The organism is Apibacter sp. ESL0432 (assembly GCF_019469225.1).
Classification (GTDB): Bacteria; Bacteroidota; Bacteroidia; order Flavobacteriales; family Weeksellaceae; genus Apibacter.
On sequence record NZ_CP048266.1, the window covers coordinates 2,135,075 to 2,147,711 of the forward strand.

The 12,637-nt window shown below is 31.3% G+C and carries 13 protein-coding genes; 8 read left to right on the forward strand and 5 right to left on the reverse strand.

The window, feature by feature from the left end:
• Positions 1-9 precede the first annotated feature (9 nt).
• Both pyrF and GYM73_RS09175 read right to left on the reverse strand, forming a co-directional pair.
• A complete protein-coding gene (gene pyrF, locus GYM73_RS09170; protein ID WP_220233636.1) occupies positions 10-1,368 on the reverse strand; it encodes an orotidine-5'-phosphate decarboxylase in 1,359 nt (452 codons plus the stop codon).
• 121 nt (positions 1,369-1,489) lie between these two features.
• The gene (locus GYM73_RS09175) at positions 1,490-1,981 is read right to left on the reverse strand and encodes a hypothetical protein (RefSeq protein WP_160542855.1); all 492 of its coding nucleotides are present in this window, start codon (positions 1,979-1,981) and stop codon (positions 1,490-1,492) included.
• A gap of 121 nt (positions 1,982-2,102) precedes the next feature.
• Between GYM73_RS09175 and recJ the strand changes: the two genes are divergently transcribed.
• The 7 genes from recJ (at position 2,103) to GYM73_RS09210 (ending at position 8,996) form a co-directional block, all read left to right on the forward strand.
• On the forward strand, positions 2,103-3,815 hold the full coding sequence (gene recJ / locus GYM73_RS09180) for a single-stranded-DNA-specific exonuclease RecJ (RefSeq protein ID WP_160557695.1): 1,713 nt from the start codon (positions 2,103-2,105) through the stop codon (positions 3,813-3,815).
• Positions 3,816-3,824: 9 nt separating this feature from the next.
• Positions 3,825-4,400, forward strand: coding sequence for a nicotinate (nicotinamide) nucleotide adenylyltransferase (nadD, locus tag GYM73_RS09185; protein WP_220233637.1), 576 nt, complete (start codon positions 3,825-3,827; stop codon positions 4,398-4,400).
• A gap of 50 nt (positions 4,401-4,450) precedes the next feature.
• A complete protein-coding gene (locus tag GYM73_RS09190; RefSeq protein WP_220233638.1) occupies positions 4,451-5,080 on the forward strand; it encodes a 7-carboxy-7-deazaguanine synthase QueE in 630 nt (209 codons plus the stop codon).
• 373 nt (positions 5,081-5,453) lie between these two features.
• Positions 5,454-6,092, forward strand: coding sequence for a peroxiredoxin (locus GYM73_RS09195; protein WP_220233639.1), 639 nt, complete (start codon positions 5,454-5,456; stop codon positions 6,090-6,092).
• A gap of 21 nt (positions 6,093-6,113) precedes the next feature.
• Positions 6,114-6,428, forward strand: a complete 315-nt coding sequence (locus tag GYM73_RS09200; RefSeq protein ID WP_105296559.1) for a co-chaperone YbbN — start codon at positions 6,114-6,116, stop codon at positions 6,426-6,428.
• Positions 6,409-6,666 carry a hypothetical protein gene (locus GYM73_RS09205; protein WP_160542860.1) on the forward strand — a complete coding sequence of 86 codons (258 nt, stop codon included), beginning with the start codon at positions 6,409-6,411 and terminating at the stop codon, positions 6,664-6,666. The genes GYM73_RS09200 and GYM73_RS09205 overlap by 20 nt, the downstream gene beginning before the upstream one ends.
• A gap of 155 nt (positions 6,667-6,821) precedes the next feature.
• Entirely contained in the window at positions 6,822-8,996 is a 2,175-nt protein-coding gene (locus tag GYM73_RS09210) for a SurA N-terminal domain-containing protein (RefSeq protein WP_220233640.1), read from the forward strand.
• 168 nt (positions 8,997-9,164) lie between these two features.
• Here the strand turns inward: GYM73_RS09210 and hemB are convergent, their stop codons facing one another.
• The 3 genes from hemB to GYM73_RS09225 all read right to left on the reverse strand — a co-directional run bounded on the left by hemB (position 9,165) and on the right by GYM73_RS09225 (position 11,632).
• On the reverse strand, positions 9,165-10,142 hold the full coding sequence (gene hemB, locus GYM73_RS09215) for a porphobilinogen synthase (protein WP_160542862.1): 978 nt from the start codon (positions 10,140-10,142) through the stop codon (positions 9,165-9,167).
• A 104-nt stretch (positions 10,143-10,246) separates the two neighbouring features.
• A complete protein-coding gene (gene gldC, locus GYM73_RS09220; protein WP_160542863.1) occupies positions 10,247-10,573 on the reverse strand; it encodes a gliding motility protein GldC in 327 nt (108 codons plus the stop codon).
• A 42-nt stretch (positions 10,574-10,615) separates the two neighbouring features.
• Complete coding sequence (locus GYM73_RS09225; protein ID WP_220233641.1) at positions 10,616-11,632, reverse strand: gliding motility protein GldB; 1,017 nt, start codon at positions 11,630-11,632, stop codon at positions 10,616-10,618.
• Between the two features lie 54 nt (positions 11,633-11,686).
• On the opposite strand from GYM73_RS09225, the gene nadE reads away from it, so the two are divergent.
• Entirely contained in the window at positions 11,687-12,475 is a 789-nt protein-coding gene (gene nadE, locus GYM73_RS09230; protein WP_220233642.1) for an NAD(+) synthase, read from the forward strand.
• The last annotated feature ends 162 nt before the right edge of the window (positions 12,476-12,637 follow it).

The window sequence follows — 12,637 nt, forward strand, 5'->3', positions numbered from 1 at the left end:
AATGTAATCTTAACAATTCTTTAAATATGCTTTCCAGCCTTCTTCTTTATATTTCTTGGCAGCTTCTTTCGGATTCTTAGCTCCGTAAATGCCTCTGCCGACAATAATAAAATCTGTATGATAGTCGGAGAATACTTTTTCAGGGGTATTGAATTGCTGACCTTTGGAATCTCCTGATTCAGTTAAATTCACCCCCGGAGTGAATAACAATAAAGCAGAAGGTAGTTTGGATTGGGCAACACATCCTATTACATTAAATACTTTACTTGAAATTTCGATAGCTTTCGACTTATAGTTTTCATCTGTTAAAGTTCCTTTTGACGACATTTCTGCAATAGTCACTACTCCGGTTTTTTCACCAAATACTTGTAAACTTTCTTCTCCGGCTATAACATGAGAGGTTATTAAATCTGCCCATTCTGAAATTTTATAAATTCCTCCGGTAAACTGCATATGTTGTGTATTACCTATATCTCCAAATTTTCTATCCTCGAATAATAAAAAGTTTTTAGCTGCAGCAATCTCTTTCAATTCGTGTATAAAATTTTCAGTAAAGTCTGAAATTATGTCTGAATGCAATTTAACAGCCACAATGGAATCCCCTATTTGATGGGCTAATTTTAAAATTTCTGCAGATTTATGGGTATCTAAGGAAGCTATTAAATTGGTTTTTTTTGATAATGCAATTTCGATCAGCTTCTTAGAAACCGAATGATTCTGTAATTTTAATTTTTCCTCAAAGGTTAATCGAGGAGCACTTAATTGTACCGTTGGTTTTTCTTTAAGAAAGTCTTTAATTTTAACAACTTGTGATTGATTTAAAAATTCATGATTGTACAGAATATCAATTACATTTTCAATACTGAATAAAGTGTGAACATGATATCCTTTGCTTTCCAATAATTCTTTACCCCCTTGTTGCCTATCTAACACTACAACAATATCTTTTACTTTTAGTCCTTCTTTTTCTACCTCTTCTATCGTTTCAAGCAAACTTTTCCCACTTGTTATTACATCTTCCACGAGTACGCAACGTTGTCCTTCTTTAAAGATCCCTTCCAACATTTTTTTCGTCCCGTAATTTTTACTCTCTTTTCTTTTTATAATTAATGGCACTTTAGATTCTAAAGACATCGCCGTAGCCATAGGTAAAGCTGCATAGGGAACACCGCAAATAAGTTCGTGCCTACAATCTTTTAGCATAGCCAATAAAAGTTGTGACAATTCGCTTAGTAATTCCGGACTGGAGGCTAATGGTCGTAAATCAACGTAAAAAGGAGAAAGAATCCCACTTTTTAAAGTGAATTCACCAAATTTTATTATTCCCAGTTCATAAGATTTGAGTAAAAATTTTTCTTTGTTAATCATCTTTCTTTTGATTTAAGCAAAGGTAATAAATTAATAAATTTAAGTGTTTGTAAAAAACTAAGAGAAATTAAATTCCTTAACTATTTAACACTTTGGTAACAATAATAAAATTTATCCATATTTATCTTTTATTTGATGATGAATCTTTTAACTCAAACCCCCTTTTGTTGGCAAATGATTTTTGGGCTTCTACAATTTTACCGTCAATTTCATTTAATTTAACTTCATTTACATCCATGTCTTCCAGAGCTTTTTCAAATTGATCTTTTGTTAATTTTTCTTTTGAAGTAAATCCTTTTATCGACGTAATCATATTATGGATATACTCTTCACATAAGTTTTTTAAATCTTCCCCATCTTTGGGTACTTCATAACCGTTAATTTTGTTAATCAATTTTTCTAATTCTTCAGAAGCAACTTTTCCTTTTTTGGTGACGGAAACAAAGTCACCGGTATCAGGGTGCTGTTCAACCATAGCATAAAAGGTGGTATATTCCCTGTCTGCTCTATTCAAATTTTCCATTAAATTGTCATTAAATTTTCCGGGTCCCGGATTACAAGAGTATAAGCTAAACAGCCATACATAAAAGAATAAAATTCTTAATTTTTCCATTATATTTTATTTTTAATCAAATATATAAAAACATTCAATCTTTTTTTAGCCAATCTTCTATAATTATAAAAGATAAAATCAAAGTACTCATATTTACTAAAATTATATACATTTGTAAACTATGCGAAATCGTTGGTTAATTTTACCTCAACCTGATCCAAATAAAGCCCAAAAACTAGCTGAAGAACTGGGATTCCCTGTGGAAATTACCAGCCTTCTTTTAAAACGAGGTGTTTCTACATTTGATGAAACTAAAACTTTTTTTAAACCTTCGCTTGATCAACTTCATGACCCTTTTCTTCTAAAGGACATGAACATTGCTGTAGAAAGAATCGAAAAAGCCATAAATACTAATGAAAAAATACTTATTTATGGAGATTACGATGTGGATGGTACTACTTCTGTGGCAATGATGTATCTTTTTCTAAATTCTTTTTATAAGCATATCGATTATTATATACCGGATAGATATGAGGAAGGGTATGGAATCTCTTACCAGGGCATCGATTTTGCCGCTGCTAATGGTTTTTCCTTAATAATTGCATTAGATTGCGGAATTAAAGAAAAAGATAAGATTTCTTATGCAAAAGATAAAAACATTGATTTTATCGTATGCGATCATCATTTGCCGGATGAAGTTCTTCCGGAAGCGGTTGCTATTTTAGACCCGCAAAGATCAGATTGCAAGTATCCCTATAAATTTTTAAGCGGATGTGGGGTTGGCTTTAAGCTTATTCAAGCTTTGTCCTCCCAAAAACAAATTCCACAGGAAGATATATTTCCCTACTTAGACTTAGTAGCTATCAGTATCGCTGCCGATATTGTACCGATAACCGGTGAAAATCGAATTTTAGCTGCATTTGGTTTGAAACAATTGTTGGAAAAACCCAGAGTAGGTTTAAAGGTTTTTTTACCCAAAGAAACTCGTGAAGCTTTTTCAATTAATAATATTGTATTTGGAATAGCTCCTAAAATAAATGCTGCAGGAAGAATCAGTCATGCAAGCAATGCTGTAAAGCTACTTATTACAACTAATGATATTGAAGCTCGAAAGATCTATACTCAAATTAATGAGCTTAATAACGAACGTCGAGAGCTTGATGCCAATATCACTTCCGAAGCCATTCAAGAAATTATAAAAACAGGTCAAACCAGTACTTATTCCACCATTGTTTTTAATCGCAAATGGCACAAAGGGGTCATTGGAATTGTAGCTTCCCGATTAATTGAAGAATATTACAGGCCTACTTTAGTCTTTACAGAAGGAAAAAATAAAGACCTGGTTGCTTCTGCTCGAAGTGTTACCGGTTTTGATATTTATAAAACTTTGGAAAAAACCTCTGAGTATTTGGAACAATTTGGAGGTCATATGTATGCTGCAGGGCTCTCAATAAAAAAAGAGAATTTTTTACCCTTTAAAGAAAAATTTGAATCTGTTGTTAAAGAAACGATTAAGGAAAGCCAAAGAACGCCTACTATTGAAATAGACGAAGAAATATCTCTATCCGTAATAAATAAACGTTTTTTCAAACTTATCAGTTATTTTGCTCCATTTGGCCCGTCTAATTTGCGCCCGGTATTTTTAGCCAGAAATGTTTATTTTGGAGGCGATTATACGCTTATGGGTAAAGATCGTTCCCATTTAAAAATTATTGTTTTCCAAGATTCCATTAAAAATTCATTTGAAGCTATCGCCTTTAAAATGGGGCATCTTTTGCCTAAATTTGAAAAATACCCTTTTGATATGGTTTTCACTTTATATGAAAATTATTGGCAAGGCAAAACTTTTTATCAACTGCAAATTAAAGATGTTAAATTTTATGAGGATTTGTAACTTTGTTGAATGAAAGTTGGTTTATTTTTCGGATCATTTAATCCTATTCACATAGGACATTTAATCATTGCAAATTATATCATTGAAAATTCAGACCTTACACAAATCTGGTTTGTTGTAACTCCGCAAAACCCTTTCAAAAATAAATCTACTCTGTTAAAAGATCATCACAGATTGGAAATGGTAAACCTTGCCATTGAAAAATACCCTCATTTCAGATCTTCTTCAGTTGAATTTGCTTTACCCAAACCTTCCTATACCATTGATACGTTGGTTGTACTTAAAGAAAAATATCCATCCTATGATTTTGTTTTACTAATGGGAGAAGATAATTTGAATTCATTTCATAAATGGAAAAATTATGAACAAATTTTAAAATATCATTCATTATTTGTTTATCCTCGAATTAACAGTATTCAGAAGGAACAAACTTTAGTTCATCCTAATATTCATAAAATTTCCGCTCCTATCATTGAAATTTCTTCTACCTTAATACGCTCCATGATTAAAGAACATAAAAATGTTCGTCCCATGCTTCCTCCGGAAGTCTTCAATTATATTGATGGAAGCAATCTTTATAAATAATTACTTTTTTGTAATTTTGCAAGTTGTTTTTGCTAAAAAATTATAAGTAAATGGAAGATAGTATAACTATGGATTTAGAATCCGGTCTATCATTACCTATTATGGAGCATTTTTACACCATTCAAGGAGAAGGTAGATATACCGGTACGGCTGCATATTTTATAAGAATAGGCGGTTGTGATGTAGGATGTCATTGGTGCGATGTAAAAGAAAGTTGGAATCCTTCTATTCATCCGGTTAGTTCGGTAGATAAAATTGCCGAAACGGCTGCTTCCCAATCGAAAACCATTGTTTTAACCGGAGGGGAACCTTTAATGTGGAATTTAGAGCCCTTAACATCCAGATTAAAAAATTTGGGTTGCCGAATACATATCGAAACTTCGGGAGCTTATCCTCTATCGGGACATATTGATTGGATCTGTCTGTCTCCTAAAAAAACAGCCCTTCCTCTCGAAAGTGTGTATGCAAAAGCAAATGAATTAAAAGTAATTGTTTATAATAATCATGACTTTATTTTTGCTGAAGAACAGGCTTCTAAAGTAAATGATAATGCCATTTTATATTTACAACCTGAATGGAGTAATAGGAATAAAGTTACTCCAAAAATCATTGATTATGTGATGAAAAACCCTAAATGGCATGTTTCTTTACAAACTCATAAATATTTAAACATTCCTTAATAACAGCTGTAGATAAAGTCTAATCCTATATCATTAAAAAACCCTTCTGCACCACATTTTTTAGTTTTTAATGCCTTTAATCTTTATTAGAATTAGCAGAATCATGTCTTTATAACCGATTACTATCAGATTTCAATATCTTTTAATTAATTCATCCTTTTGTGTTTATATCATTTAATAGGATAAATTATTTTTTTTTACTATCTTAATAAAAAATTCGGGAAGTTATCGTGAATTTTTTTTACGTATATAGTTTTTTTTTATTCTTCAATAAAAAAGAATTATGCTTACACAACTTAGGGACTTTGTTTTATTGACTAATTTTGAAATGTAAAAAATGAAATAATATTTTGATAAACAAAACAATAAAATTATGTCAATAGTAGGTAAAAAATTTCCAAACATTTCAATAGATGCCATGGATCACATGGGGGATGATTTAAAGATCAATATTTTTGAGGAGGCAACTAAAAAAAATAAAAAAGTTTTATTATTTTGGTATCCTAAAGATTTTACTTTCGTTTGTCCTACGGAACTTCATGCTTTTCAACAAGCACTACCTGAATTTGAAAAAAGAAATACTATAGTTATAGGGGCTTCATGTGATACTAACGAAGTACATTTTGCCTGGTTAAATACACCTAAAGACAATGGCGGTATAGAAGGGGTTACTTATCCAATCTTAGCAGATACAACACGTAATCTTTCTAATATTTTAGGAATTTTAGATATTGAATCTTCCGAATATGATGAAGATTATGAAACTGTGATATTGAAAGGATCCAATGTTGTATACAGAGCAACCTTTTTAATCGATGAAGAGGGAAAAGTTTTCCATGAAAGTATTAATGACATGCCATTAGGAAGAAATGTTCAAGAATATTTACGTCTTATAGATGCCTATACTCATGTTCAAAAATTCGGTGAAGTATGCCCTGCTAACTGGGAAGAAGGAAAAGATGCGATGAATGCCAATCGTAAAGGAGTATCGGATTATTTATCTTCTCATTAATTATAATTTAAAATACAAAAAATGGTACAAGAATTACAAGAAGATAATTTAAGTGAAATTATCAAAGAATCTCCGATCGTTCTCGTTCAGTATGCCGCTTCATGGTGTGGAAACTGTAAAATTATGAAGCCGAAATTTAAAAAAATTGGCGAAGAAAACAGCACCATTCCTTTTTTAATTGTTGATGCGGAAAAATTTCCTGAATCTAGAAAATTAGCAAATGTGACCAACTTGCCGACTTTTGCTTCTTTTAAAGACGGAAAGCTGGTTAATCAAATACAAACAAATAAAATAGAACCTTTACAAGAATTAGTAAATGAAGTTACCCATAATTAAACATTTAACTCAATTCATTGAAAATAATGATGAAGATTATATCAATGAAACGATTGAAACCTTAGAGAACTTAACGGAAGCTCCGGGTTTGAAAGATGAAGAATTAGATGTTTTAGGAGAAGTGCTCTCTAATATGTACGGAGCTATTGAAGTTAATAAGCTAATGAGAGAGGGTATGGATGAAAAAAATGCTTTAAATGCATTTATGAAACGTGTCCTCGGATCAATAGATAAATAGTCTATACTTTTAAATTTAATTTTTAAAAGCCTTGCAAGAAAAATCTTGTAAGGTTTTTTTTTATTTTTAAAAATGACTATTAAGGTAAATATTATTTTCATATTTCATGTCGAAACCGTAATTTCGTAAATTAAAATAAATTAAATTACGAATAAATGGCTATTCTTGGACAAATAAGAAAAAGAAACGGGTTATTAATAGGTTTTGTTGCTGTAGCATTATTATTATTTTTATTAGGTGGAATTGATTGGAGCAGAATTGGCAAGAAAGATCCCAATGTTTTGGGAAAAGTAAACAAAGAAGCGATCTCACGCCAGGAATATTATAGTCAACTTAGTCTTCTTTCTTCTCAGTACCAAGGGCAATATCCGGAAAATTTACTTGAAGGACAAGTTTGGAATTCGTTAATTGAACAAAAATTAATTGAGCAAAAATTTAATGCCTCAGGATTAATTTTAACTGATAAAATGATTTGGAATATGGCCAAATCCTCTCCTTTGTTTAACAATCCTCAATTCAAAGATAAAAGCGGAAATATTAATACCAAATTGATTCAGGATGAATTTCAAAAAATGGAAGAAAGCCAAAATGCCTCTCCGCAATACAGAGAATATTTCCAAACTATGATGACTTTAAAAAAGAATTTTGGTTATCAAGCAATGGGTAAACAATATTTAGGGACTTACGGTTCCGGAATGTTAACCAATAACAAGGAAATTGAACTTTTAGCACAAAATCAATCCAATATTGCAGATATTGAATACGTTAAAATCGATTATAATACATATCAGAAATCAAACCCTGTTAAGGTCACAGATGAAGATTTAAAAGCTTATATTGAAAAACATAAATCTTTATTTAAAATTGATGAAAACAGAACGCTAGATTTTGTATATTTCTCTGCAAAACCTACTCCTTCCGATGAAAATCACACATTACATTCTTTAAATGCTTTATTATCTCAATCCATTATTGAAGGGGATACTATTCAAGCATTTGGTTCGGTTAAAAATGATTCACTATATATCAGCGAATTAAATACCGCGCAAATTGCAGATAAACCTTTTATCTCTCAATACAGAAGCGAAAAGCAATTGCCTCAAAATATTCAAAATTGGGTAAAAAATGCTTCTATCGGACAAATTTCTAATGCTTATAAAGATAATGGTTACTATGTATTATCTAAATTAATAGCTAAAAAAAATACGGATTCTGTAACTGCTAAAAATATATTAATAAGTTACACCGGAGCTCAGCAAATACAGCCTAAAACTGCCAGAAACAAGGACCAGGCAAAAAAACAAGCGGATGAACTAGCTGCAAAATTAAATGCAAATCCTAATGATTTTACAAAATTAGCTTCTCAATATTCAGACGATCCGACGGCTTCCTCAAATAATGGTGAAATGAAGTTAACAACAGCTCAAGATTTTCCTGCTCCTTATAAAAAATTACAACGTTTTTTAGAAAATTCTCCTACAAATAAAGCAGAAGTTATTGAAACTCCTCAAGGATATTTGGTATTAATGATATCTCAAAGGAAACCGGATGAAATTGTTTATAAATTAGCAGATCTTGCGAAAGAAATTAAACCTTCTGAGGAAACTATCGAGACTGCCCGTAAACAATCAACCAATTTCATACAATCCATTCAAGGAAAGTCATCTAGAGAATTTATTGATTTCGCTAAAAAATCTAACTATAAACCTCAACAACAACGAGGCATAGTACGTTTTGGTTCTATGTTGAACGGATTACACACAGATAAAGATTCTGATATTATTGCTTGGGCTTTTGATTCTAAAAGAAAACTTGGTGATACTGAAGTATTCACTACCGGTGACCAAAGTTATATTGTAGCCAGAGTTTCATCTTTATTTAGTAAAGGGTTGGCAGATCCTTCTTTAGTTAGAGATGAAATTGAAACTGAGGTAAGGAATGAAAAGCTGGGTAAGATAATTGCTGAAAAAGTAAATTCAGGAAACAAATCACTTGACAACTTAGCAACTGAATTTAAAACTACAAAAAGCAATGCTTCAATAAGTTTTGATAATCCATCAGTGAACGGAGAATTTGAGCCTAAGGTGGGGGGTGCTGCATTTGGGTTAAAACAAGGAGTTACCTCAAAAGCTATTGAAGGAAAAAGCGGAGTTTATGTAATTGTAACTAAATCGATTACTAAAGGACAAGTTGGAGACAAAAAACAGCTTAAAACCTCTTTAATGAGTCAATATGCTCAACAAATGCCTTCTTTACTTTTAAGATCATTAGTTCAAGAGTCAGATATTACCGATTATAGAGGTATCTTGTTAAATCAACAACAAAAATAATTTAGACAATAAATATTAAAAAAAGCATACTTATAACTAAGTATGCTTTTTTGTTTTTAGTGATACTTCCTCAAACAATTTTCGAATTAATTATTTTATTATTGTAAATAAAAAACCTCTCTTATCGAAATAAAAGAGGCTTCTTATAAAATATTTATTACTTACAATTTATCGATTCAATAGTTTAGCAGCTTCTTTAGCAAAATAGGTAGAAATAAGACCGGCACCTGCTCTTTTTATACATGTTAAGCTTTCAATAATAATTTTATCATTATCTAACCATCCATTTTTTGCAGCCGCTTTAATCATGGCATATTCACCACTAACCTGAAATACCGAAATAGGCACATCTACTATTTCATTTAATTTAGAGACTATATCTAAATAAGGAAGACCCGGCTTTACCATAACAATATCTGCGCCTTCTTCAATATCTTTCAATGCTTCATTGATGGCTTCTTTACTGTTACCGTAATCCATTTGGTAGGTTTTTTTATCTCCAAATCCGGGAGCACTGTCCAGAGCATCTCTAAAAGGACCGTAATACGAACTGGCATATTTCGCTGCATAACTCATAATACCTACTTCATCAAATCCATTTTCTTCTAATGCTTCTCTAATTGCTGCAACTCTTCCATCCATCATATCGCTTGGAGCAATAAAATCTGCTCCTGCTTCTGCATGGCTTAAACTCATTTTTACCAAAGCATCCACGGTTGCATCATTTACAATTTTACCGTTTTCAACAATTCCGTCATGTCCGTAAATTGAATAAGGATCAAGAGCGACGTCCGGCATAATTACCATTTCGGGTACAGCATCTTTAATAGCTTTGATTGATTTTTGCATTAAGCCGTTTTTATTCCATGCTTCTTTGCCTGTATTATCTTTTAAATTTTCATTGATTTTTACATAAATATTCACCGCTTTAACTCCTAAAGACCATAATTCTTTAACCTCTTTAATTGTTAAATCCAATGATTGTCGATATATCCCCGGCATAGAAGAAATTTCTTCTTTTATATTTTCTCCTTCTGCAATAAATATCGGCATGATAAAATCATCGGTAGTTAAAATCGTTTCTCTTACTAAATCTCTTACGGCTTGAGTTGATCTTAATCTTCTATTTCTATTATATAGTATCATTTTTTGTTATTTCGTGTTAATAGTTGACCTTAAAAGGTATAATTTAAAAGAATTTGGTAAAAACCAATAAGATAAATAAAATCTTATTCAGTTTAAAAATAATATTACATTTTTATACCACTCCTATCTGCAAAATATTCTGCAAATTTTCTTATTTCTTCTGCTATTTCTTCCTCATCTGTGGCTCTCTGATAAGAATCTCCTAAAGAATGCAATACTTGATGAAAAAACCGCTTCATATCATCAACAGGCATTTCTTTGGTCCATAAATCAATCCTTAAAGCTTCTTTAACTTTATCATCCCAAACGGATAATAAAATAGCTTTACTTTCTGCTCCAATTACTCCTCCGTCCGGGGCTGCCCATACAATTTTTTCGGGTATATGGTTTTCATCTAATTGTACATTAAAATTTATTTCAGTTTCTTTCATTAGCTCCTATTAAAATATTACTTTGTTTTGTATCTTTAAATATTAGTGTGTATCTACCTCAGGATGGGGCTTATATTTGGACTTGGCAAATATTTGCTCGTGGTTAGGATTTTTAATAAAGTCTTGTAGGCTTACTTGAGAATTTTCAAGTAAGTACTTTCTACAAATTTGCCATCCGGTCCAACAACCTATTCTCCCCGGACTTTGAGAGTCTACCTCCGTATAAAATTTAGAAAAAGGCGCTAACGATAAAAACCGATCAGATAAAGAAATATCGTCACTAAACACATAATTACTTTCAATAAAGAAATTCCATATTTCATATTCGTTAGTTTTCGCCCAATTTATCTGGTCTTGGGTATATCCTATTTTATAACAATCTTTTACTTCCGGCAAAAAGGCATCTTCCAAAACTAAAATTTTGCCTTGATAAATCATTTGTGAAACAAAAGATTGGCTGTTCGTCTCTCGCGGAACTATTGCCATTCCTTTAATTATTTCTTTTGCCGTTTTTGATGAAAAATATTCCATGCTCATTGTTCTCTGGATATATTTATCTATATTCATCATATTATAGTATTTATTATCAAAACCTAAAAAGCAATCTGTAGCAATAAGTAAATAATTATTTTGTGGAATATATGTAATCGGATTCAAATAATCTGAGGTAAATGATGAATATAAATATACTGCGGGAGATTTAAATTCCGGATAATAATACTTGATATGCTGAAAAAGATTCTCTAATTCAGCTTTAATTCTATCGTTAGAAACTTTTTTCTTTATTTCAGAATAAATATTGAGTTCTGTACTATCCCTTCGATCTTTTTCAAATCGGGAATCCGGGGTATTCTGACTTAAATAAAAAGGATATTTTTTTCTGAAATCCGGAATTGAAATATCTAAATTGTAAAAATCTTTTGCTAAATCATGAATTTCAATAGGTTCTTGTATCTCGCTAATCTCTACTTTCCACCTCTTATTCAAATCTTCTTTATTGTTTTTATGAGTGCAGCTTATTACTAATAACAATACTGTAAGATATTTAATAATCTTCATTATCTTTACACTTGATTTTTAAATATATAATATTACGCGCAAAGATACAATATTATGAAAACAACCAGAGTAATTTCCTATATTGTTAATTGGTTAAACGATTATCTCAAAAATAGTAGAGCAAAAGGATTTGTTGTAGGAGTATCCGGAGGAATAGATTCCGCTGTAGTTTCTACATTAGCTGCTGAAACAGGTAAACCCGTTTTAGTTTTAGAGATGCCTATTCATCAACCGGAAGACCAAGTTACTCGAGCCAGAGAACATATAAAATATCTTACTGAACACTATACAAATGTTACCGGAAAAACTATAAATTTAACCAACACTTTTGAGGCTTTAAAATCTGATTTAGAAGCGGATGAATCTCATGAAAAAAACAATTTATCTTTAGCTAATACTCGGTCTCGTCTTCGTATGACTGCCTTATATTATTATGCAGGACTCAACAATTTCTTGGTTTGTGGAACAGGTAATAAAATAGAGGATTTTGGTATCGGCTTTTTTACTAAATATGGAGATGGAGGAGTTGATATCAGCCCTATTGCCAACCTTTTAAAAAGCCAGGTTTTTGAAATAGCCAAAGAATTACATGTTTCCGAATCTATTCAGAAAGCGAAACCTACCGATGGTCTTTGGACTGATGACCGATCTGATGAAGACCAAATTGGAGCTTCCTATCCGGAACTTGAATGGGCAATGAATGTTCATGAAAATCATAAGGCTTCTGATTTTACAGGAAGAGAACGTGAAGTTTTCGAAATTTATGATCGATTAAACAGACTTGCTCAACATAAAATTAATCCTATTCCGGTTTGTAAAATTCCTAAAGAATTACTTGATTAACCTTTGTTAAGAATACTGTTTAACTTCACGGTTACTATAATTATTAATTGTTCTTAGTTCATCTATATATTAGTTGTAAAAAAAGAACAAACCATCAAATAGTTAAACATGTAAAAAAGATTTAAAAATTAATAATTTATTTTTCTATAACTCATTCAATTA

What these genes read in the sequence shown, in the direction of transcription:
- GYM73_RS09210 (WP_220233640.1), top strand. Translation starts at nt 6,822, where the DNA reads ATGGCTATTCTTGGACAAATAAGAAAAAGAAACGGGTTATTAATAGGT.
- GYM73_RS09175 (WP_160542855.1), bottom strand. Translation starts at nt 1,981, where the DNA reads ATGGAAAAATTAAGAATTTTATTCTTTTATGTATGGCTGTTTAGCTTA.
- GYM73_RS09190 (WP_220233638.1), top strand. Translation starts at nt 4,451, where the DNA reads ATGGAAGATAGTATAACTATGGATTTAGAATCCGGTCTATCATTACCT.
- GYM73_RS09195 (WP_220233639.1), top strand. Translation starts at nt 5,454, where the DNA reads ATGTCAATAGTAGGTAAAAAATTTCCAAACATTTCAATAGATGCCATG.
- GYM73_RS09200 (WP_105296559.1), top strand. Translation starts at nt 6,114, where the DNA reads ATGGTACAAGAATTACAAGAAGATAATTTAAGTGAAATTATCAAAGAA.
- recJ (WP_160557695.1), top strand. Translation starts at nt 2,103, where the DNA reads ATGCGAAATCGTTGGTTAATTTTACCTCAACCTGATCCAAATAAAGCC.
- pyrF (WP_220233636.1), bottom strand. Translation starts at nt 1,368, where the DNA reads ATGATTAACAAAGAAAAATTTTTACTCAAATCTTATGAACTGGGAATA.
- GYM73_RS09225 (WP_220233641.1), bottom strand. Translation starts at nt 11,632, where the DNA reads ATGAAGATTATTAAATATCTTACAGTATTGTTATTAGTAATAAGCTGC.
- nadD (WP_220233637.1), top strand. Translation starts at nt 3,825, where the DNA reads ATGAAAGTTGGTTTATTTTTCGGATCATTTAATCCTATTCACATAGGA.
- hemB (WP_160542862.1), bottom strand. Translation starts at nt 10,142, where the DNA reads ATGATACTATATAATAGAAATAGAAGATTAAGATCAACTCAAGCCGTA.
- gldC (WP_160542863.1), bottom strand. Translation starts at nt 10,573, where the DNA reads ATGAAAGAAACTGAAATAAATTTTAATGTACAATTAGATGAAAACCAT.
- nadE (WP_220233642.1), top strand. Translation starts at nt 11,687, where the DNA reads ATGAAAACAACCAGAGTAATTTCCTATATTGTTAATTGGTTAAACGAT.
- GYM73_RS09205 (WP_160542860.1), top strand. Translation starts at nt 6,409, where the DNA reads ATGAAGTTACCCATAATTAAACATTTAACTCAATTCATTGAAAATAAT.